Raw genomic sequence first — 21,907 nt, forward strand, 5'->3', positions numbered from 1 at the left:
ATAAACGCTTGTACACCATCAAGCAAGGGAGATAAATGGGTTAAAAATAATGTGTAGATCAACAATTTAATAGAGTTGACCGCTTAGTGCAATTTAATATATTAAAACTAATTATTAAGTTTTATTTTCGCTCTTATAATACCATGATCAGTGACTCTATCTGCATAATCCCATTTTAAATGATCATTGAAATAGTCCACCCTTTCAACCTGACCGAGCGAAAACTTACTGTCAGGCAAAAACTCTTCTGAAACGAACAACTGATCAATGATTTCTGGCATGCCTTGATATATATGGGTATATGCCACATCTTTCATCCAGCCATAGCGTGATTGAATTCGAGCAGCATCGAACAATGCGATATCGCGCATGCTTTTGTCGTAGTTGACTTCACCCGTTTCAGCCATTAATTGGGTGGTTACGCTACCTGTGACATCATTCATATCACCTAACAAAATCAATGGCTCATGAGTATGCTGCAGACGCTCTATAATAGACATACGAATAGAAGCGGCTTCTGCGGCACGCATACATAAACTGCGCAGTTTGGCACGAACTCTGATATTAGGATCGTCCATATCTTCTAACAGGCTGCCATTTTTATCACGTAAGAAAAAAGCACGCTTACTCTTAAGATGAGCAGTGATAATCGTTATTGGTTGGCCATATGCATCAACACGTACAACCAACGGAGGACGATTGAATCGCTGATAAGGACCAATATCAGGAACATCAATTACCGCCTTGGGTAAAATCTCTTCTAACAAACTACTTTCTAGTTGCTCAAAACGGCTGATAATACCTACAGCAGGCGTATTTTGTGCCCCTTTGCCTTGGGTATAAGGACTCGACATATCATTACTGGCCAATGGAATGACCACATGCTCTGCCTTAAACCCTAACGATACTGCCAATGCTTCGAGCGCTTCACTATCCCATACTTCTTGCACAGCGATGATATCAGCATGTGCTTTTGATAGTAAATCATTAATACCGTGTAATTTATGCTCATACTCATTGTTATTATAAGCGGGGGCATTCTCGTAATAGATACGATTGGGGTTGGCAAAATTGAGCAAATTAGCAGTAGCTATATAAAACTGCTTTGTATTATTCTCTTTTACATTATTAGTCATGGATTACCTACTATTAATATTCTTAACATTTGTTTTTAATAGTGTTTTTTGGAAATAACATGCATTTATAACAAACAATATACAGTAAAAAAGCCCCCAAAGAAATCTTTGAGAGCTTTGAAACTGCATAAATCTAAGTTATTCTGTGCATTAATATAGCAATATCTACAACTTTACTAAATTTGGTGATGAGAGAGTAAGCTTATACACTGTATGCTTACTTACACTTAATGTACTGTTAGTTTTAACTAGTTGATTTTAGTCTACTAATTAGCACAAACCGTTGCATAAATTTTGTTACGATACACGGTTCCATGCGTCACGCGATGCTCTACGTGCTTCGTTCCACTCCATACGCGACTCGCCTTTCACTTCGTGCCATGAACGCTCTAAATCTGATTCATGATCTTCGAAACGAGCATCTGCGGGATAACGAGCACGGTTAGCATAACCTACTGCATAGGCTGGATGTAAGTCGCGGTCGAAGTCATAACCTTCTTTATAATAATCTACATTGGCATGCTCTGCACGCCAATACGCTTCTTCATGGGTAGGATCGATAGCTTCTGCTGCTGCATGCCCAGCGCCACCGCCGACGATAGCACCAATAGCACCACCGATTAAAGTACCTAGTGGACCCGCCATTGTACCAATAGCTGCACCTGCTGCTGCACCGCCTACACCACCGATACCTGTTCCTAATGGATGTGAGCCTGGCTCACCAGTGATAACGTCAGCATTTAGATCTTGCTTTGCTTCTTTTGACATATGTTTTACTTCACTGCGATCAATACTGTCATGGTTACTCATATTATTATCCTTAATTATTTGTTATATATTAGATTTATTAAGTGCTCGTTTTTAAATCATGAATCTTAGAATTGCCAATTTATCAGTTACTGAAGAATCAGCACGTTTGCTTAATTCGACTAAAGTATAAGAATTTATGGATAACAACAGATAGGCAGATTATGTAAACTGTGTCCAAGTTACGATTGCGTTGCGTTACAGCCTGTATCTTTATAACGTTTTTGTGGAATACTCGACAACGTTAAGTAATCTTCCGTTAAATAATTACAGCGCTTGGATGATCCTACTTAACTATTTATATCGTTCTTAGGGCTCGCTCAACAGCTTGTTTCCACTTATTAAGGTGTTGCTCGCGAATATCGCTAGACATTGTAGGTTCAAAAATCCGCTCAACTTGCCATGATGCTCGCATCGTTGTTTCATCATACAGTCCAGTTTTTAGACCTGCTAGTAATGCAGCTCCTTTGGCAGTAATTTCTGTGTCTCTCGGGCGCAGTACTGGCACATTTAATAGGTCGGCCTGAAACTGCATCAACAAGTCATTGTTGGCCGCGCCGCCGTCTACTCTCAGCTCAGTCAGCGGATGAGGGCTGTCTTTTTGCATGGCAATGAGGACATCGTAAGTTTGATAAGCCACTGCTTCTAGAGCTGCACGCGCAATATGAGATTTGGTTGTACCACGGCTCATGCCCGTGATACTCGCGCTGATATCAGAGCGCCAATAAGGTGCACCCAGTCCTGTAAATGCAGGTAGCAAAACCACATCCTCACTACTGTCTACCTGCCGTGCCAAATCTTCAACATCGCTGCTTTTTTGAATCATACCCAGATTATCGCGTAGCCACTGGACGATCGCGCCCGCCATAAAAACACTGCCCTCTAACGCATAGGTCACTTCTTTTTTGGGTGGCTGTAGCATACGCTTGCCTGATTGAACAATTTGATCAAACGATAAATTCTCTGAACGAGTTGGCACAGGTTTTCTTTGCCAAGCGATGGTCGTCAATAATTTATGCTCACTGAGTTTTGGTTTTTGGCCAATATTCATCAGCATAAAACACCCTGTACCATAAGTGTTTTTTGCCATACCAGCATCGAGGCAGCCTTGCCCAAAAAGCGCTGCTTGCTGGTCACCCAATACCGCATGGATGGGTATCTGCTTGGCAAATAGACCTTTTTTAGTTTTGCCAAAATCACCATCAGAAGGCAGAACTTTTGGCAATATATTCATGGGTATCGAAAACCTCGCACACAGCGACTCGGACCATGCCAGCTTATGGATGTCATAAAGTAACGTACGAGAAGCATTGGTCACATCAATGACATGCTCTCCGCCAGTCAGTTTGTAGATAAGCCAACTGTCTATGGTACCGACCGCTATTTCACCTTTATTAGCACGCACGCTCAGTTTAGGATTGTTTTCAAGCAACCAAGCAATTTTACTCGCGCTAAAATAAGGGTCTAAACGCAAGCCTGTGATACGCTGTACTTCACTTGCCATGTCTTCATCAATATCATTAGTCGCCCCTTCAGCAGCCAATGTTTGACAATAGCGTTCCGTACGGCGATCTTGCCAAATAATAGCAGGCGCTAAGGGCTTGCCCGTTTGCTTATCCCAAATAACAATAGACTCACGCTGATTGGTAATTGCAATACTGTCGACATCGGTAGCAAGTAGGCCTGCCCGATTGATTACATCATGCGCACAGCTTATCTGAGTCTGCCAAATTTGTTGTGCATCTTGCTCGACATATCCAGCTTTTGGCGTTTGCAGCGTTGTAGGCTGCTGTACCATCTTTATTGGACTTGCATGGTCATCGTACAATATCGCGCGACTCGATGTTGTCCCTTGATCTAAAGCCAAAATATATCCTGCCATGCCACTCACCTTCTACTGGTATTGTTTATACGATTTATTAATTGGTGTATTGATTCACTGATTCGTTATGTATTACTGCGTACATTACCTAATAATGTCATTTAAAAATAATAATTATTTAGTAATGATTTGCTCAATCCTAAAAATACGCCACCCATGCTATTCGCTATCACGTTACTTATAAACGAATATTTTAAAACTAAATCGGTTCTCTATCATACTGCTATTGACTATACAATAGAAAACAGGAGAATATTGAGCATTGACCCGTCACCATTGTGGCACTACAGTGTACGCTTTGTTATTGATAACAAAGTTCTGGTCTCTGCAATAAACTAATATTTCGACTTTTTTCCATCGGTAAATAGCTACAATGGTTCATACTTTCGCTATATTTAAGACGTTATCTGACACCAAAACACCTCGTATTCTAATTAATGGCTTATGTGACTTATGAAATTTGCTTTATCGACTCTATCTAATTCGGTGATGATGGTTGCGCTTATAGCTTCAGCGTCTAATGTCGCAAGTGCAAGCGAGAGTAATATTGAACTCCAGAATGACGTGACGCAAATTACTGATGCTGACTATCTAGGCGACACTCAAATTATTGATGGGCAAAATAGCTCAGTTACTACCAACCAAGAACTGAATAAAGCTCAGCAACCGATTGGTTTGTCTACGGTTATCGACCCGATCACTCATAAAAGCATCGATGATAGTTATCCTTTAGAAGTACCTAGCTTACTTAGCCTCGAACAAGCCCAAAATATTTTATTACAAGTATCGCCAAAAATCGCTGCCAATCAAGCAGCAATCGCCGCAAGTGACTATCAGACTGATGCGCTAAGTACCTTAGACAACCCACTGGTATTTGCGCGAGTATCAGCGACTGCTTATCATCTAGATACTGACGTTGATCTATCCTCACTCAAAAGCGGTGTGGTCAGCGAAATAGATAGCCTAGTCCCATCTATACCAAACTTGCCAGATTTTGAGAGCTTGGTTGACGAGAGTATCCCAGATTCTTATAATTTAAAACGCTCAGGCTCAACGTCGGGTGCAGGACTTGGCGTCTTATGGCCTATTTATACTGCTGGACGTACAACTGCACTGACAGGCGCGTCCAATGCCCGTACTCAAGAAGCCGTCGCAGACAGTTTGTTGGATAAAAACGAGCTGTATAACACATTGATCGAGCGATATTTTAAAGCGCAGTTGGCCATCATTGCGGCCTACTTACGCGAAGACGCTTATGATACCTTGCAACAGACTGACCATATGGCTCAGCGACTGTTTGAAGAAGGCTTCATCTCTCGTGTTGATCGGTTGGAAGCACAGTCTGCACTGGCCGATGCAAAAAGCGAATCTGTCAATGCCAACAATGATGCACGCCTTGCAATGATGGCCCTACAACGCCTATTGCGTACCGAATATCGCATCAAACCTACTACCCCGCTATTCGTCTCTAGCCGTCCCTTAGCCGATGTGAATTACTTTCAAGATCTGGCACTGACCAATCATCCAGGTCTACAAAAAGTAGCTGCCAAACGCGCGCAAGCTCAACAATTACATGCACTATCCGATACAGGTTATAAGCCTACTGTCATGCTATATGGTTATAGTCAGATTGAAAAAGACCCCAGTTGGGTCGCTGGTGTTTCGGCAAGTTGGAAATTGTGGGGAGGACTGGACAAAACTGCATCGCTGGCATCAAGCAATGCCAAAATCCGCCAAGCAGATTTGTCTGAAATTGAAGTCAGTGACAATCTACTGCTGCTGGTTGAAAAGAACTGGCACGATGTAAACAATGCTCAGTCACGTTATCAAGCATTACAAAGCAACGTTGATCTGGCTGCAGAAGTATTGCGTTTGCGCCGATTGGGACTTCAAGAAGGCGTGAACACCCCTATCGAGGTAGTGCAGGCTCAGACACAGTCGCTCAAAGCACGTACTGAACAAGCACAAGCAGCAAACAGCTATGTACAGTCACTGGCGGCTCTCATGCAAAGCTGCGGCACGCCTCTCGCGTTTAACGCTTATCTGAATGCCGCCGACATTCAATTGCCGACTTTGTATAGCGAATAATGATTTGATATAAACAATCATAGGTCATCTTGATAAATGCCTATTTTGATAAACGTATATGATAGTCGATTCAATGTAAAAGTGTGACAAGGCAACTGAACGAAGAGCGATATTGAATTCTTCAAGCGAGATTAACACCGTCATACTTTTATAGTGGACTGACTATACTGATTATCATAGTGCTACCAACACCATACTCATCCTATTATGAATAACTATTTTATGAAAAAACTGACTTTTAAATCGATAACTGGCTTGTTTAAATCTTTACTAGGGACATGGCGTATCGCAAACACCTCTAATGTTTGGGCACATTGCGCGAGCGTTGGGTTTTTTGGGTTTTTGTCAATTTTTCCAGTAATGGCGGTATTTGTACTGCTATATGGTCTCGCGTTTTCGCCCGCTGAGATGCAAGAACAGATTTCAATTTTGCGTCCGTTTGTACCTGATACTGTATACGAAGTCCTCAATTCACGCCTAAGCGATCTGGTCTCTAACACTGCATCCACACTCACTTTCAGTCTTATTATATCGACCTTACTTGCTCTTTATGCTGGCTCTAAAGGTATCAAGTCTTTAATCATTCTTGTCAATCTTGCTTTTCATATCAGCCAAGAGCGCAGCTTCATACAAAGTACCATTCGATCAGTTGGCTTGACCTTTGCCGCAGTCGTGGTCCTAATTATAGCGGTCTCTTCTATCGCTATTATTCCATTAGCCGCAGCCTATTTCCCCTTCCCTCAAATCGCTAAGACGATTGCTCTTTGGAGCAGGTGGCCGATATTGACTGGCATCATTTTTCTGAGCTTTTTAGGCTTCTATCGCCTAGCTCCTAACCGTGATGCTGTCGCACTAAAAAAACTGGTGCCAGGCGCGGCGCTGGCAACCGTTCTTTGGATTGTACTGTCTGTGCTGTTTTCAATTTATGTGCAAAACTTTAATAACTATAGTGCTGAGTTTGGGGCACTGTCGGCTGCCGTGGTTATTATGCTGTGGCTTTATTATTCAGCATTCATCGTCGCTTTTGGTGCGATTTTTAACTCTGAAGCCATAGAAGACGCCAAACCTTATGCTACTCGAGTGTACTAGTAATAACCCTTTTATTTTCAACTTTGTTGCTTTAGGAACCTCACCGTCATGACTGAATTTCCAAACGAATCAGACCACTCAAAAAAATCATCTGATTCAACCGAGCCAGTACTCCCTCAAGATGGTCAAACTTCAGTCGATTCTGCAGAAGACGCACCTGATACCCAACAAGAGCAGACAGTGCCTCACTATAAGCGCGATGCAGCAAAAGCTGATAAATCTGCCATGATAAAAAAGGGGCTTCTGGCACTATTTATTCTGATTGTATTAGGCATGGTGGCTTATGGTCTATACAGGAGTAATCAGCACAGCGAACCTGATGTCACTACCTTACAAGGGCAGATGCAGATGCAGCAAACATCCATCGCTGCAAAAGTACCGGGACGTATTTCTAAAATTTTGGTCACCGAAGGGGATGCTGTCACTGTTGGTCAACAGCTCATTGAAATGGACTCACCTGAGATTAATGCCAAAATTGATCAAGCACGTGCTGGTAAGCAAATGGCACAAAGCCAGTTAGATAAAGCAGAAAATGGCGCCCGCCCACAAGAAATCGCCCAAGCAAAAGCAGCATGGCAAGCCAATAAAGCGGCATCGGACTTGGCAGAAAACACCTATCAACGTGTCAATCGCCTGTATGAAGAAGGGCTAATGGCACGACAAAAACGTGATGAAGCATACGCTCAATATCTCGCTACCCAAGACCAAACGGAAGCAGCACGCTTGCAATATGACTTGGCGATGGAAGGCGCACGTAGTGAAGATAAGTCAGCTGCCACCGCACAAGTGGCACAAGTCGATGCAAAACTCGATGAAGCACTCGTCGCAAAAGATGAAGCGAATTTACGAAGCCCAATAGCAGGTATCGTAGATAATGTCATTGTCAATGCAGGCGAAGTCATCGGTCAAGGTGTGCCATTGCTCACTTTGGTGGATACCAATGACCAATGGGTAGTGCTCAACGTCACTGAAACGTATTTGAACCAGTTAGCAATTGGCCAGCAGTTTACGGGGACGATTCCAGCGCTATCCTCAGCGAATAAACCTTATACAAAACAGTTTACAGTTTACGCCACTTCGACGTTGTCTGACTTTGCCACTTGGCGTCCGACCAACAATGATGATGGCTTTGATGTACGTACTTTTGAGGTAAAAGCACGCCCAACGACGCCTGATGCACGAATTCGCTCAGGCATGAGTGTCGTTGTACGCATCAACCCTACTACTAATAAAAGCCCAGAGTAGCCCATGCGAATGACCAAGCTAATTAGGGCTTTTTTACGTAGTGCTACCTATGAGCGACGGTTTTTAGCCAAAAATCCGTGGGATTTAGCCATGGTAGTTTGGATACCATTCGCAACTGTACTGCTGATTTGGTGGATTTTTTCACAAACTCAGATTACAGATTTGCCCATTGGGGTCATAGATCAAGACAACAGTCCTGTTGCTAATACGGCTGTACGCTACTTGGAAGCCAGTCCAACTCTGATGGTAAAACAGCTTTATACCTCAGAATCTGATGCAGAGGCCGCTATCTTGCAACGCGATATCTATGCAGTGGTCATTATTCCTGAAGATTTTTCTCGTAATATTTTATCTGGCAAGCCAGCTCCTTTGGTTTTGCAAGTAAACGCGCAGTACGGCACGCATTCGGGCATCATTCAAACTAGCGTGCAAACGGTTGCTAGCACATTATCAGCAGGCGTCGAGATACAGCGTTTGGTCAAGCAAGGTATGGCACCCTCACAAGCAGCGATTGCCTACTCGCCGATTAGCATACAGCGTATCAGCCTGTTCAATGCTGCAACTAACTATCAACAATTTTTAGCCTCAACGGTTATCCCTGCACTACTGCATATTTTAGCAATGGTGATTGGTGCAACGACTATAGGACGTGAGCTGCGTGATAAAAACATCGGTCACTGGTACGATGTTATTTCGAATGGTGATACGGATAACAATCAGCATGACAGTGCTAATTTAACAAATATTAAAGCGAGCCAAACCAGCACAGTGCCAGAAAGTCAGCACAGCCATACTGATGAGAAGACAGAAACTTCTAAAAATAATACCAAGTCCAGACAAGTGAGTATTTCAATATTACTGTTCGGCTTATTGGGAAAATATTTTTGGCCATTATTGGCTTATAGCATTTGGTCCATGATGGCACTTTGGTTTGCCACGCCGCAAGAGTCCGTTGCTATTAGTTCCATTATTGCTACTTATATCGGTCTATTACTATTGATGCTGCTCTCGTTCTTTCTCGGTGCTATCTTAACGTTAAATTCGTTTTCATTGCGCATGGGCTTGTCTTCTACTGGTTTTATTTCCGCACCGTCTTACGCATTTGCGGGTGTGACTTTTCCGTATATCGCCATCAGTGACAATGCTCAGCATTGGTCAGATGTGCTCCCGCTTACCCATTACTTAAAGTTGCACATTGCACAGTTACAGATGCATGCGCCTGCTGCGGTTTCATTGCCGATCGTCTACGGGCTTACCCTAGCCACGACGATTGCGATGCTCCTGACCACATTATTAACCAAACGGGCGCTGGTGCATCCTGAACGTTGGGGAGCACGCTAATGTCAGTTTCACCAAAAGAGAGTGCAACCACTACAACGGTAAAGCCACACGCACAGACACACAAAAATTCACAGAATTTTCTTGGTGGGTTTTTGCAAACCTTAAAAGATATCTTTACTGACAAAGGCGTTCTTTTACTGTTAATGATTGCTCCTATTATTTACGGTTTCTTTTATCCTTGGCCTTACTCAACCGAAGTGATCAATCATGTGCCTGTTGGTATCATTGATTATGACAATAGCAATCTGTCACGGACTATCGTTCGTTATGCGAGCGCCAGTCCGCAGTTAGATACGGAGCGCTTTCTTAATGAGCAAGATGCCAAAGATGCCATATGGTCAGATGAAATCGCTGGATATATGGTTATTCCGAGCGGACTTGAACAGCAAGTGATGTCTGGCAAAAAGGCAAGCGTCAGTGTATTGGGCAATGGTGGTTATTTTTTATTAAATAAAAATGTACAGATGGGATTTTTAAAGGCGGTTGGCACGGTATCAGCAGGTATCGAAGTTAAAAAAAGTGTGGCTCAAGGCATCTATCCATCAACAGCGACGGCTAATACCCAAGCAGTCCCATTGCAAATTATGCCTTTATACAATCAAACTGAAGGATATGGTGCATACGTCGTACCAGCCGTGTCTATTCTGATTTTGCAACAAACGCTTTTAATGTCAACGACGATGTTGATTGGCACATGGTACGAGCAGCGTCGTCATAGGACCACTATCCGTGGCTGGCTAGGTCGTATTGCAGCGCTTAGTATGTGTAGCTTTATTATTGGCTGTTTTTATTATGGCTGGGCATTTGAGCTGCATCACTATCCGCGCGGACAGAACATGCTCGGCAGTTTATTCTTTCTACTGCTATTTTGTCCAACCGTGGCCACACTCGGCTGTGTATTGGGGCTATGGTTTCGCCAACGTGAACGTGGTATGCAAATTCTTATTTTTAGCTCTTTACCGATGTTTTTTATCAGTGGCTATCCGTGGCCCGCTGACCAATTACCCGCGTTTTTACAAGTCATACGCTGGTTGATACCCACGACACCTGGGGTCAACACATCGGTACAGCTTAACCAAATGGGCGCAAGCGTCTCACAAGTCGCTATTGGATTTTATGCACTGGCTGCTCTATGGGTATTTTACTTTATGCTGCTCATGCTCATTCGCTGGTATCACACTGACAAGCAAAGTAAGACAGTTGCATAAAACATAGCTCTTCTACACAGACTCTGAGCTTAGATTAATGAATAAGTCACAAAAAAGCGCCTGCACTATTAATTAATAGTGCAGGCGCTTTTTTATTAATATTACTTTACTTAGATAAGCTCGTCTTAAAAGACGCGATTCAAACCATTCAATGCCGCAACACGGTACGCTTCCGCCATCGTTGGATAGTTGAATGTCGTATTCACAAAGTACTCAAGCGTGTTATTGCTCTTACACTTCATGACTGCCTGACCGATATGGATAATCTCTGAAGCGTGGTTACCGTAGCAATGGATACCCAAGATTTCTAACGTATCACGATGGAACAAAATCTTTAGTACGCCCGAACGTTCACCGATGATTTGTGCACGTGCCAGATGCTTAAAGAACGCCTGACCCACTTCATACGGAACTTTTTCATCCGTTAGCTCTTGCTCAGTTTTACCGATACAAGAGATTTCAGGAATCGTATAGATCCCAGTCGGCACACTTGATACTGGCTCAGCATCGCTATCACCTACCATAAAGGCAGCAGCACAGCGCCCTTGGTCATAGGCCGCAGATGCCAAAGATGGCCAACCGATTACATCACCAGCGGCGTAGATATTTTCGATACCAGTACAGTAAGTATCATCTACTTTTAGCTGACCACGGCTATTGGCTTTTAGGCCAACGGCTTCTAGGTTTAGGCCCTCTGTATTACCTGAGCGTCCATTTGACCAAAGGATGGCATCAGATTTGATTCGCTTACCACTCTTTAAGTGTAAGACCACGTAGTCATCATGCGTCTCAAGGTGATCAATCTCTTCATTACTACGAATGAGTACACCAAACTGCCTAAAGTCATGCGCGATGGCATCACTAATTTCACTGTCTAGGTAATTGAGCAGCTGATCTTGGTTATTAATTAAGTCAACCTTGTAACCAAGACCTGTAAAGATAGACGCATACTCACAACCGATCACGCCTGCACCATAAATGATGATTTTTTTGACGACATAATCCATTTGCAAGATTTTGTCAGAATCAAAAACACGGGGATGGTCAAAGTCTAAGATATCAGGACGATAAGGACGGCTACCGACGGTAATGATGGCTTTATTGAAAGTAATGGTTTCAAAAACATTGTCATCGGTTTCAATACGTAGCGTGTGCTCATCAACGAAACTTGCCCAACCTTGAATCACTTCGATACGGTTACGCTCATAGAATCGTGTGTGCGTACTGACTTGACGACGTATTACTTGACGCGCTTTAGCCAACACTTCATTTAGCGGTACTTGTTTATATTCCATCGCCTTGGTAAACATCGGATCACGGCGAAAGTTAATCAAGTTAAATACTGATTGGCGCAGTGCTTTACTGGGGATGGTACCCACGTGAGTAGAGTTGCCGCCCACTTGGTCACGTGGATCAACGACCACGACTCTCTTACCAGACTTAGTCAGTTTCATCGCAGCAGCTTCACCAGCAGGACCTGCTCCTAAAACAACGGCGTCATATTCATACTCATGATTATCGCTTTTTAGACGGCGAGAGTCTTTGTTAAAACCAGATTTGATATCAATTCGCGTGTCATCAAGTGGATTCACTAGATCAGGGTGATGCATCACATCATCAGTAACTTGCTCGTGGGTTTGTTCAATCTTCTGTTGTTTGTTTTTGCCCTCAGTGTGCTCAGGATTAGGTATGTGACCATCCGCTTTGTTAGATACTTCGGTATGGGTATCTTCACCGATATCATTAGTCGCGTCGCTTGGTTTTTTACTTCCCATCATATCCTCTTTATATTTACTGGTGTGTTTAATGTCTAGACCGTGAGTGAGTCAGTATTTAAATGAGTCGGAATCACATTACTGAGGCTTGCCTACCATACGTTGTGACACAATATTTTGTAATGTCCAATACCCAGTAAGACTCTGCTTTGCCTCGTCAATCTGCGGGCGAGCACTGATCACATATTCAGTACCGAGCGTTGGCTGAAAATCTTCAATCCAATCATAAGGAATTTGAAAAATACTACCATCTTTGCTTGATTTGGCAAGTAAGCACTGCATCGGTAATGCAGAGGCACAGGCGACTCGATTTGGCAGAATCGTTAGCGTTTGTGCGTCACCCAATACGATGGACGGCACATAACGTGGCTCAGGCACCGGCTCACGCGACGTCTGACAAGCAGTAAGTAACGTCACGGCGCTCAATAAGCTGGCCAATAATAAAGGGGTTTTGCTAGATTTATAAGCTGAACTCATAATGTTCTCTATATGATAATGAGATTATATTGAACCGACTATGGTCAAATCGATTAACATTTGATTTGATTAAACGAACCCTTAACCAATACGACGTTTGAGGCCTGTCTTCTGTAAAATACGAGTCGCAATTTCTTCAACAGACATCTCAGAGACATCCAAGCTTGGAATACCATGTGTGATATAAATACCTTGTATCGCGCGCTGTTCTTGCTGACATTGCTGATAGCTCGAATAACGACTGCCCGCGCGACGCTCTTGGCGTATTTTTACCAAGCGATCAGTATCGATGAGCAAGCCGAATAATTTGTCTTTATGTTCACGCAATGCTTTTGGTAATTGATTGTCGTACAAATCATCTTCGGTCAAAGGATAGTTAGCAGCTCGAATACCGAACTGTAATGCTAAGTATAAAGAGGTCGGTGTTTTACCAGAGCGTGACACACCTACCAAAATAATATCGGCTGCATTATAATGACGAGTACGGGCACCATCATCATTGTCTAAAGCAAAATGAACGGCATCAATACGTTCTTTATAAGTCTCAGAGTCGACATCATCATGTGCATGACCTGAATGACCGTCTGGCTCTACGCCTGTCTCTTCTGCCACACGCCCGATCAAACCTTCATACATATCCAGATTACAGCTTTGTGCTGCGTTAATTTTTTCACGAATATCAGGATTAACAATCGTATCAAACACTAAAGGCAAAAAGCCGTCTCGTTGATAGGCCATATTGATTTGCTCAACAGCATCGTCAGCACGCTCTAAGCTATCAACATATGGCAAGACACGAGTCTCAAAAGGAACTGACGCAAACTGGCTCAAAATAGCACGGCCAAGTGTCTCAGCTGTAATCGCTGTACCATCTGAGATAAAAAATGCCGTTCTAATGGCTTGTGAGCTGTCCAAGTTCAACGCGTTGTGATTTTGGATAGTGGACTTAACTTGTTCAGATGGATTGCTTGAGTACATAACGTTGACACCTCAATTAGAAACACTCATGGTAATCTTTATTTAGCTTTTGTTTTTAATCTACTCTAGACCTATATATAGTCGGTTCAATATAATTTGGATACAAGGAAAGCGAGTGAAAGTGCTACAAGTAATAAACTAAGCGAGACTGACACCATTTCCCCTTTATAAGGGATTGACTATATAAGTGCTTATATCCAACATTTATATAATGCTAGGCCTACACTATTTATGCCTGACATTATACGCATAATAGCGACCTAATAGAAATCAATGTTACAGGCGTACACTTAGAAACCCACACTACTTTTTATGTCATGGCTAATGTTAAACAACTCTGCTCACTGCGTTTTCATGCTCATATCACCTCAATACTTCCTACTATATATAAGTATTTATCATAAATAGCTGCTAACCCGACTTTTTCACCCCTTGAACCATCCATTTATAAGTCCATAAATGATTAGCAAACAGCATTTATATCAGCTTTTATCTATATTTTATAAAAATTCTAAAAATCAAAATTTATGATACTGGCCATAAATTATGTAGCAAACCCCATAATTTGTATCTTTTTCACAAGTTTTTTGATTTAACCCCTCGAAATTGTCCTAATATAGCGGTATAATTCGCCGTTATAATCCTTACTAAATAACCTTATTTTCTGGAGTTATCATGGCAGCGCAATCTACAGCACTTGTAATCAATCTTGATCAGCTAGGAAAAGACGATATTGAGATGGTCGGCGGTAAGAACGCCTCGCTTGGCGAGATGATCAGCCATCTATCTGATTTAGGCGTTAGTGTTCCAGGCGGCTTTGCCACCACGTCAAATGCATTTAACCGTTTCTTGAACGAAACTGGCTTACTAGATAAGATTAATAGTGAGCTAAAAACGTTAGACGTGAATGATGTAAAGAAACTTGCAGAAACTGGTAAGAAAATTCGTACTTGGATTATTGAGCAAGAGCTGCCAAAAGATCTTGAGCAAGAAGTGCGCGAGTCATTTGAGACTATGAGCGGCGGCGAAGACATCGCTGTTGCTGTACGTTCTTCTGCCACTGCCGAAGATTTGCCAGATGCCTCATTTGCTGGTCAGCAAGAAACTTTCTTGAACATTCGTGGCATTGATAACGTTCTTATTGCGATTAAAGAAGTATTTGCTTCTCTATATAATGACCGTGCTATCTCTTACCGTGTACACAAAGGTTTTGAGCACGAAGGTGTTGCACTATCTGCAGCCGTACAACGTATGGTACGTTCAGAAACTGGTGCAGCCGGTGTGATGTTCACGCTAGATACCGAAAGTGGATTTGATCAAGTCGTATTCATCACCTCAAGCTATGGCCTAGGTGAAATGGTCGTACAGGGCGCTGTAAACCCTGACGAATTCTACATCTCAAAACAATTGCTAGCCAACGGTAAACCTTCGGTTATTCGCCGTAACCTAGGTAGCAAGCATAAGAAAATGATTTATGGCGATGAAGGCAGTACTGCCAAATCAGTCAAAACTGTCGATGTTGAAAAACAAGATCGCATGCAGTTCTCATTGTCTACTGAAGAGCTAACCTCTCTTGCCAAACAAGCTGTAACGATCGAAAAGCATTACGGTCAAGCAATGGACATCGAGTGGGCCAAAGACGGTGACACTAACGAAATCTTTATCGTTCAAGCGCGTCCAGAGACAGTTAAGAGCCGCCAAGACAGCAATGTCATGGAACGCTATATCATCAACACGACTGACGCAAAAATCCTATGTGAAGGCCGCTCAATCGGTCAACGTATCGGTTCAGGTAAAGTACGTATCGTTAGCAACCTAAACGAGATGGACAAAGTACAAGAAGGTGATGTACTCGTATCAGACATGACTGATCCGGATTGGGAACCAGTCATGAAGCGTGCTTCTGCTATTATCACTAATCGTGGTGGCCGTACGTGTCACGCAGCTATCATCGCGCGTGAGCTAGGTGTTCCAGCCATCGTTGGTTGTGGTAATGCAACTGAGCTATTGGTTGACGGTCAAGACGTAACCGCTTCTTGTGCTGAAGGCGATACTGGTTTCATTTACGAGAGCCAAATTGACTTTGAAGTACAGACCAACTCTGTTGAAACGATGCCAGAGCTAGCATTCAAAGTAATGATGAACGTTGGTAACCCAGATCGTGCGTTCTCATTCACCCAAATGCCAAACGAAGGTATTGGTCTTGCGCGTCTAGAGTTCATCATCAACCGTATGATTGGTGTGCATCCAAAAGCATTGCTAAACATGAACAGCTTGCCACGTGAAATATCACAAGCAATCCAAGAGCGTATCGCTGGTTATGCCTCACCTGTTGACTTCTATGTGGACAAATTGGTCGAAGGCGTTTCAACCCTAGCCGTTGCCTTTATGGATCAGCCAGTCATCGTTCGTATGTCAGATTTCAAATCAAACGAATATGCTAACTTGTTGGGCGGTAAGTTATACGAGCCATCAGAAGAAAACCCAATGCTTGGTTTCCGCGGTGCTAGTCGTTATGTGTCTGACAACTTCCGTGACTGCTTCGAGCTTGAGTGTAAAGCACTGAAACGCGTTCGTGATGAAATGGGTCTGACTAACGTCGAGATTATGATTCCTTTCGTACGTACCGTTGGCGAAGCAGCACAAGTCATCGAGTTACTTGAGAAAAACGGTCTGAAACGTGGCGAGAACGGCCTACGCATCATCATGATGTGTGAGCTACCGACCAATGCGCTATTAGCAGAAGAGTTCTTAGAATACTTCGATGGTTTCTCAATCGGTTCTAACGATTTGACTCAGTTGACCCTTGGTCTAGATCGTGACTCAGGCATCGTCTCACATCTATTTGATGAGCGTGACCCTGCGGTTAAGAAACTGTTAACTATGGCTATCGATGCTTGCCGTAAGCAAAACAAATATGTCGGTATCTGTGGTCAAGGCCCATCAGATCATCCAGATCTAGCTTACTGGTTAATGGAGCAAGGTATCAGCTCAGTATCATTGAACCCAGATTCAGTACTAGATACGTGGTTATTCTTGGCTGGCGAAGAATCAAAGTAAGCCATTACGTTCATTCGTAGCGGTCATTTACACAGTCATTAAAAGTACGGCTATTAGGGTCTATTTGATTTTTTCAAATAGACCCTAATATAATGTATGAAGACATGACTAACTATGCAGGCAATTATGCAGATTTTCCTTGCTCGAAATAACGTACAAGCTGGGCCATATAGTTTGGATCAGCTCAATATCATGCTCACATCTGGTGAAGTATTATTTGACGATTTGATATGGCACGACGGCCTAGACCAATGGCAGCGCGTCGGTAACTTAACCAATAACCAAACGGTTTATCGACCGACCAACGTTAATAGCCTTCAGGCCAATGACTCTATTATCAATAACGTTACCGTTTTTCCTGAAGATAACGTCAATGATGGACAGGACGGCAAGTCAGTATCGTTAGATAGATTATATGGCAAGCCTGAACGTCCAAAAGATACCAGTAAAGATGCTAAAGCCGACATGACAACCAATCGTCATCATACGCCGCATCACAACGTGTCATTGAACAAGTCTACTGGCAATAAGGCTGGCTCGAGCAAAGACAAAGTCGTCGGTAATGTTGTCCTTGCACCTATCATGTCACGAGTCTTGGCAACTGCTCTCAATGGCTTGTTATACATACTAGCTATTTTCCCACTAGTCATGGCATTGACTAAAATGGATGTGGATTACACTAAATTCCAAAACATCCAAGATATGGACGCGGCTTATCAATACTCAATGACGCTGATGGAGAGCCTTCCTAGCAGCACGTTGATGATGTCGCAAGTTATGGTCTTTGGCTTATTTGCACTGCAGCTGGTATTTATTACCATGCGTGGTCAATCACTGGGTAAGCTGATTACCGGTATTCGCGTCGTGGATCAAACCACGCATCGTCTGCCTTCTTTTATCAAGCTCATTGGTATGCGTACGTTACTGCTATTTATTATCTACAATTTACTATTCTCATTTACAAGCTTTTTAGGTTTTGTGATTATTGCTATTCACTACTATATGGCATCAAAAAGCCCTGAAAATATTGGCTGGCATGACAAACTTGCTAAAACCTTAGTTGTAAAAGCAGACAGCAGTCAGATAGTGAAAGAGCCAAAAACAAAATAACCGTCTTATGATTTTGGTTATTAGGGTCTGTCTTATATATGATAAAAAAGCAACGTATGATCGTTGCTTTTTTTATTGGTAAAGACATATTCACCATTTTTATATTTTATTGACAGCACCTCAGTGATTAACCTTTGTGTTAATGAATAAGTACTGTTATAATACGGCGCTTTATAAACTAAGCTTATTCCTCATTATTTTTATAAAATTTGATAGGATTCGGGCTTACCTTATAAATCTCCTTGCTATTAACATAGGGTTAATAGCTACTAATCCGTAAGGAGTCATAATGCGACATTACGAACTGGTGTTACTTGTACACCCAGACCAAAGCGACCAAGTGGTCGGCATGGTTGAGCGCTACATCAAGTTAGTTCAAGACAACAACGGTGTTATCCATCGTTTAGAAGATTGGGGCCGCCGTCAATTGGCTTACCCAATCAACAAGATTCACAAAGCTCATTACGTTCTTTTCAACGTTGAAACTGACGGTGAGACTTTAGCTGAACTTGAAGAATTATTCCGTTATAACGACGCGATCATTCGTAGTCTAGTTATGCGCCGTGACGACGCCGTCACTGAAGAGTCGCAGTTAGCCAAGAATGCCGATGAAAAACGCGCACGCAAAGCAACTACTCGTCGTCCAGACAGTCGTGAAAACGATAACGACGACAACGACAACAGTGAAGACTAATTAAAGGAGAATACTCATGGCACGTTTCTATCGCCGTCGCAAATTCTGCCGTTTCACTGCTGAAGGCATCACTCACATCGATTATAAAGATGTTGAATTGCTAAAACAGTATATCAGTGATAATGGTAAAATCGTACCAAGCCGCATTACCGGTACATCTACTAAATATCAGCGTCAACTAGCTACTGCTATCAAGCAAGCTCGTTACTTATCGCTACTTCCATACACTGATAACCATCAGGGTTAACCGTTAATTAACTAGGAATGACTCATGCAAATTATTTTGTTACAGCGTATCGTCAACCTTGGTAAACTCGGTGAAACCGTCGATGTGAAACCAGGTTACGGACGTAACTTTCTTATCCCTTTGGGTAAAGCACTACCTGCTACTAAAGCTAACATTGAAAAGTTCGAAGCACGTCGTGCTGAACTTGAAGCTGAAGAAGCAAAAGACGTAGCTGTTGCTCAAGAACGTGCTGATGCGCTAACTGACGTTAACGTCATCATGCGTGCTAAATCAGGCGACGAAGGCAAGCTATTTGGCTCTATCGGTACTCGCGATATCGCTGAAGCATTGACTAACTCAGGTCTAGAAGTAGACCGTGCTGAAATCAAGCTTCCTGAAGGCACTTTACGTCAAGTTGGCGAATATAATGTTGATATTCAGCTACATCATGACGTTACTGCTAGCATCTTAGTTACTATTCTTTCTGAAGAAGGTAACAACGATGACGAAGACGACGTTGCAGACGAAAGCGAAGACTATTCTGAAGAGTAATCTTTAGTATATCTAGTTTCAGTCTACATAAAAAACCAGTGATGTTATGTCACTGGTTTTTTTACGTCTACGCTTTGCGATAGTAGTCTAATATGGATTGAGTTTGAGATTTTAACAAACAATATTCTCCTTTTAAACTCCGCTATATTTGTCCTTTTATTAAAGATTTCTGCAATGAAATAATCCAGTAACTGGCCGTAATAAATGTCCAAAAAAACTTATACTTAACAACAAGATACCATATATAAAGCATCTATATTACCGTGCAATGAATTGCTATTATAGCCATATCTACTCTACTGGTTCCGAGTTGTAGATAATAATAAGGTACGATAATATGATAAGCACTAATGACAAATTAATATGTATCAAAGGTAACGATGTTTACTTAGAAGGTGAGGTTTATACCGTGGGTAGAATCGTCAACGATAAGTATTTTCAGCTAATGACGGGCAGTAACGACGACCATTGGTACGCAACATTGGATAACGAAGGTATCTGTGTGAGTTTCGACTCGATAGTAGCAGAAGGTAATAAAGCACGATTCGATAAAATCGCGTAAATACCAACTAAATACTGCTTTAAACATGCTGTGCACAACGACTGGTCATTTAAAATGGCCAGTTTTTTTGGTTAAAATTCAATAATCACTGTTCTATAAGCTAACAACCCTCATAAAAGCATCTTAAGATATATTTATTACCTCTTAGCCATACCTAGTAAATCGTAAAAACCTTATCGATAACCCCATATATTTCACGAATGTATTTCCTAGTCGCGTCTATTTACTATAAAATATGCCCCTTCAAAATTTCGTATCGTTATTGATGCCTGTTCGCGTGAATAATCCATTAAGATATAAACCATATTGAGACAGTGATGATTGTATTTTGGCTTGTGCTGACCATTCTTTTTATTATTTTCGCTACCGCAAAATTAAAGTGGCATCCTTTTTTAGTGTTGATATTGTCAGCATTTTTGGTGGCACTATTCTACCAAGTACCACTTAATACTGTCGCCAAGACAATCTCTGATGGCTTCGGTGGTATCTTAGGTTATATCGGTCTAGTGATTGTATTCGGTACCATTATCGGCTTAATCCTTGAGAAAACTGGTGCAGCCATCGTCATGGCAGAAACCGTTATCAAAGTTTTGGGGCCACGCTTCCCTACTCTGACCATGTCTATCGTCGGTGCAGTCGTGTCAGTACCGGTATTCTGTGACTCAGGCTACATTATCTTAAACTCTTTAAAAGAGACCTTGGCCGAGCGTTTAAAAGTCTCTAGCGTGGCGATGAGTATTGCCTTAGCCACGGGTTTGTACGCAACGCATACTTTCGTACCACCGACACCAGGTCCAATTGCCGCGGCAGGCAACCTAGGATTAGAGTCCAATCTAGGTTTGGTCATCATGGTCGGTGTGGTTGTGACAGCCGTTGCTGTATTGGCTGGCTGGTGGTGGTCTAACCGTTTTCTGAATGTGACGCCTGATAATATAGATGCGCTGGATGCACCAGCAGCAACGTTACCTGAAAACATGAAAACGCGTGATGACTATAGTAATATGCCGTCAGCAACGATGGCATTCTTACCTATTATCGTGCCTATCCTATTGATCTGCTTATCGTCTGTTGCCAACTTCCCAAGCGCACCGTTTGGTAGTGGTACATTGACAGACATCTTAGTATTCATTGGTAATCCACTAACGGCACTGCTCATTGGTCTATTTTTATCATTCTTACTTATTAATACCGAGCAAAAAACACAGCAGATCAGTGACAGTATCTCACAAGGTTTGGTAGTCGCCGCTCCTATCTTATTGATCACTGGCGCTGGTGGTGCGTTTGGTGCCATGCTAAAAGTGACACCAATCGGTGACTATTTAGGTACGACATTGTCTGCATTAGGACTTGGTATCTTTATGCCATTCATCGTCTCTGCTGCACTAAAGACTGCCCAAGGCTCGACCACCGTCGCACTAGTCACTACCTCTGCGATGGTTGCACCGTTATTGGATCAAATTGGTCTAGACAGTGAGCTGGGTCGCGTATTTTGTGTGATGGCCATTGGTGCAGGTGCTATGACTATCTCACACGCCAATGACAGCTTCTTTTGGATTGTCAGTCAGTTCAGCCGCATGAGTGTGTCACAGGCATACAAAGCCCATTCAATGGCAACTGGTATTCAAGGCGTGACCAGTATTGTGTTTATCTGGCTGTTAACCTTAGTATTTATTTAAC

The 21,907-nt window shown here is 42.5% G+C and carries 18 protein-coding genes; 12 read left to right on the forward strand and 6 right to left on the reverse strand.

Features of this window, described 5'->3' with window-relative positions:
- Positions 1 to 107: 107 nt before the first annotated feature.
- The 3 genes from I6E61_RS09570 to glpK form a co-directional block, all read right to left on the reverse strand.
- Positions 108 to 1,136 carry an endonuclease/exonuclease/phosphatase family protein gene (locus I6E61_RS09570; protein WP_197133755.1) on the reverse strand — a complete coding sequence of 343 codons (1,029 nt, stop codon included), beginning with the start codon at positions 1,134 to 1,136 and terminating at the stop codon, positions 108 to 110.
- Positions 1,137 to 1,433: 297 nt separating this feature from the next.
- Entirely contained in the window at positions 1,434 to 1,946 is a 513-nt protein-coding gene (locus tag I6E61_RS09575) for a hypothetical protein (protein ID WP_197133758.1), read from the reverse strand.
- A gap of 295 nt (positions 1,947 to 2,241) precedes the next feature.
- A complete protein-coding gene (gene glpK / locus I6E61_RS09580) occupies positions 2,242 to 3,825 on the reverse strand; it encodes a glycerol kinase GlpK (protein WP_197133761.1) in 1,584 nt (527 codons plus the stop codon).
- A gap of 453 nt (positions 3,826 to 4,278) precedes the next feature.
- Here glpK and I6E61_RS09585 point away from each other — a divergent pair, with 453 nt between their 5' ends.
- From I6E61_RS09585 to I6E61_RS09605, 5 genes are all read left to right on the forward strand, one after another.
- Positions 4,279 to 5,913 carry a TolC family protein gene (locus tag I6E61_RS09585; protein WP_197133778.1) on the forward strand — a complete coding sequence of 545 codons (1,635 nt, stop codon included), beginning with the start codon at positions 4,279 to 4,281 and terminating at the stop codon, positions 5,911 to 5,913.
- Between the two features lie 222 nt (positions 5,914 to 6,135).
- Positions 6,136 to 7,002 carry a YihY/virulence factor BrkB family protein gene (locus I6E61_RS09590; protein ID WP_197133780.1) on the forward strand — a complete coding sequence of 289 codons (867 nt, stop codon included), beginning with the start codon at positions 6,136 to 6,138 and terminating at the stop codon, positions 7,000 to 7,002.
- A gap of 48 nt (positions 7,003 to 7,050) precedes the next feature.
- Positions 7,051 to 8,247 carry an HlyD family secretion protein gene (locus I6E61_RS09595; protein ID WP_197133797.1) on the forward strand — a complete coding sequence of 399 codons (1,197 nt, stop codon included), beginning with the start codon at positions 7,051 to 7,053 and terminating at the stop codon, positions 8,245 to 8,247.
- Positions 8,248 to 8,256: 9 nt separating this feature from the next.
- Positions 8,257 to 9,588: an ABC transporter permease gene (locus I6E61_RS09600; protein WP_227685755.1), complete on the forward strand. Its 1,332-nt coding sequence runs from the start codon at positions 8,257 to 8,259 to the stop codon at positions 9,586 to 9,588.
- On the forward strand, positions 9,588 to 10,796 hold the full coding sequence (locus I6E61_RS09605; protein WP_197133844.1) for an ABC transporter permease: 1,209 nt from the start codon (positions 9,588 to 9,590) through the stop codon (positions 10,794 to 10,796). Before I6E61_RS09600 ends, I6E61_RS09605 begins: the two co-directional genes overlap by 1 nt.
- A gap of 125 nt (positions 10,797 to 10,921) precedes the next feature.
- On the opposite strand, the gene sthA is transcribed toward I6E61_RS09605, so the two are convergent.
- The 3 genes from sthA to I6E61_RS09620 all read right to left on the reverse strand — a co-directional run bounded on the left by sthA (position 10,922) and on the right by I6E61_RS09620 (position 13,963).
- Positions 10,922 to 12,571, reverse strand: a complete 1,650-nt coding sequence (sthA, locus tag I6E61_RS09610; protein ID WP_227685756.1) for a Si-specific NAD(P)(+) transhydrogenase — start codon at positions 12,569 to 12,571, stop codon at positions 10,922 to 10,924.
- A 78-nt stretch (positions 12,572 to 12,649) separates the two neighbouring features.
- The gene (locus I6E61_RS09615) at positions 12,650 to 13,048 is read right to left on the reverse strand and encodes a DUF4377 domain-containing protein (protein ID WP_197133848.1); all 399 of its coding nucleotides are present in this window, start codon (positions 13,046 to 13,048) and stop codon (positions 12,650 to 12,652) included.
- Between the two features lie 81 nt (positions 13,049 to 13,129).
- Positions 13,130 to 13,963, reverse strand: a complete 834-nt coding sequence (locus I6E61_RS09620; protein ID WP_197133978.1) for a pyruvate, water dikinase regulatory protein — start codon at positions 13,961 to 13,963, stop codon at positions 13,130 to 13,132.
- A gap of 738 nt (positions 13,964 to 14,701) precedes the next feature.
- On the opposite strand from I6E61_RS09620, the gene ppsA reads away from it, so the two are divergent.
- From ppsA to I6E61_RS09655, 7 genes are all read left to right on the forward strand, one after another.
- The gene (ppsA, locus tag I6E61_RS09625; RefSeq protein ID WP_197133862.1) at positions 14,702 to 17,086 is read left to right on the forward strand and encodes a phosphoenolpyruvate synthase; all 2,385 of its coding nucleotides are present in this window, start codon (positions 14,702 to 14,704) and stop codon (positions 17,084 to 17,086) included.
- A gap of 114 nt (positions 17,087 to 17,200) precedes the next feature.
- Positions 17,201 to 18,196, forward strand: a complete 996-nt coding sequence (locus I6E61_RS09630; protein ID WP_197133865.1) for an RDD family protein — start codon at positions 17,201 to 17,203, stop codon at positions 18,194 to 18,196.
- 289 nt (positions 18,197 to 18,485) lie between these two features.
- Entirely contained in the window at positions 18,486 to 18,890 is a 405-nt protein-coding gene (gene rpsF / locus I6E61_RS09635; protein WP_197133868.1) for a 30S ribosomal protein S6, read from the forward strand.
- A 16-nt stretch (positions 18,891 to 18,906) separates the two neighbouring features.
- A complete protein-coding gene (gene rpsR, locus I6E61_RS09640) occupies positions 18,907 to 19,137 on the forward strand; it encodes a 30S ribosomal protein S18 (protein ID WP_010198808.1) in 231 nt (76 codons plus the stop codon).
- A gap of 24 nt (positions 19,138 to 19,161) precedes the next feature.
- The gene (gene rplI / locus I6E61_RS09645) at positions 19,162 to 19,668 is read left to right on the forward strand and encodes a 50S ribosomal protein L9 (RefSeq protein WP_197133871.1); all 507 of its coding nucleotides are present in this window, start codon (positions 19,162 to 19,164) and stop codon (positions 19,666 to 19,668) included.
- 337 nt (positions 19,669 to 20,005) lie between these two features.
- Positions 20,006 to 20,230, forward strand: coding sequence for a hypothetical protein (locus I6E61_RS09650; protein ID WP_197133874.1), 225 nt, complete (start codon positions 20,006 to 20,008; stop codon positions 20,228 to 20,230).
- Between the two features lie 317 nt (positions 20,231 to 20,547).
- A complete protein-coding gene (locus tag I6E61_RS09655; protein ID WP_197133876.1) occupies positions 20,548 to 21,906 on the forward strand; it encodes a GntP family permease in 1,359 nt (452 codons plus the stop codon).
- Position 21,907: the final 1 nt, after the last annotated feature.

The sequence above is a fragment of the Psychrobacter sp. NZS113 genome (assembly GCF_015864825.1).
In the GTDB taxonomy this organism is placed as follows: Bacteria; Pseudomonadota; Gammaproteobacteria; order Pseudomonadales; family Moraxellaceae; genus Psychrobacter.

What these genes read in the sequence shown, in the direction of transcription:
- I6E61_RS09570 (WP_197133755.1), bottom strand. Translation starts at nt 1,136, where the DNA reads ATGACTAATAATGTAAAAGAGAATAATACAAAGCAGTTTTATATAGCT.
- I6E61_RS09575 (WP_197133758.1), bottom strand. Translation starts at nt 1,946, where the DNA reads ATGAGTAACCATGACAGTATTGATCGCAGTGAAGTAAAACATATGTCA.
- glpK (WP_197133761.1), bottom strand. Translation starts at nt 3,825, where the DNA reads ATGGCAGGATATATTTTGGCTTTAGATCAAGGGACAACATCGAGTCGC.
- I6E61_RS09585 (WP_197133778.1), top strand. Translation starts at nt 4,279, where the DNA reads ATGAAATTTGCTTTATCGACTCTATCTAATTCGGTGATGATGGTTGCG.
- I6E61_RS09590 (WP_197133780.1), top strand. Translation starts at nt 6,136, where the DNA reads ATGAAAAAACTGACTTTTAAATCGATAACTGGCTTGTTTAAATCTTTA.
- I6E61_RS09595 (WP_197133797.1), top strand. Translation starts at nt 7,051, where the DNA reads ATGACTGAATTTCCAAACGAATCAGACCACTCAAAAAAATCATCTGAT.
- I6E61_RS09600 (WP_227685755.1), top strand. Translation starts at nt 8,257, where the DNA reads ATGACCAAGCTAATTAGGGCTTTTTTACGTAGTGCTACCTATGAGCGA.
- I6E61_RS09605 (WP_197133844.1), top strand. Translation starts at nt 9,588, where the DNA reads ATGTCAGTTTCACCAAAAGAGAGTGCAACCACTACAACGGTAAAGCCA.
- sthA (WP_227685756.1), bottom strand. Translation starts at nt 12,571, where the DNA reads ATGGGAAGTAAAAAACCAAGCGACGCGACTAATGATATCGGTGAAGAT.
- I6E61_RS09615 (WP_197133848.1), bottom strand. Translation starts at nt 13,048, where the DNA reads ATGAGTTCAGCTTATAAATCTAGCAAAACCCCTTTATTATTGGCCAGC.
- ppsA (WP_197133862.1), top strand. Translation starts at nt 14,702, where the DNA reads ATGGCAGCGCAATCTACAGCACTTGTAATCAATCTTGATCAGCTAGGA.
- I6E61_RS09630 (WP_197133865.1), top strand. Translation starts at nt 17,201, where the DNA reads ATGCAGGCAATTATGCAGATTTTCCTTGCTCGAAATAACGTACAAGCT.
- rpsF (WP_197133868.1), top strand. Translation starts at nt 18,486, where the DNA reads ATGCGACATTACGAACTGGTGTTACTTGTACACCCAGACCAAAGCGAC.
- rpsR (WP_010198808.1), top strand. Translation starts at nt 18,907, where the DNA reads ATGGCACGTTTCTATCGCCGTCGCAAATTCTGCCGTTTCACTGCTGAA.
- rplI (WP_197133871.1), top strand. Translation starts at nt 19,162, where the DNA reads ATGCAAATTATTTTGTTACAGCGTATCGTCAACCTTGGTAAACTCGGT.
- I6E61_RS09650 (WP_197133874.1), top strand. Translation starts at nt 20,006, where the DNA reads ATGATAAGCACTAATGACAAATTAATATGTATCAAAGGTAACGATGTT.
- I6E61_RS09655 (WP_197133876.1), top strand. Translation starts at nt 20,548, where the DNA reads ATGATTGTATTTTGGCTTGTGCTGACCATTCTTTTTATTATTTTCGCT.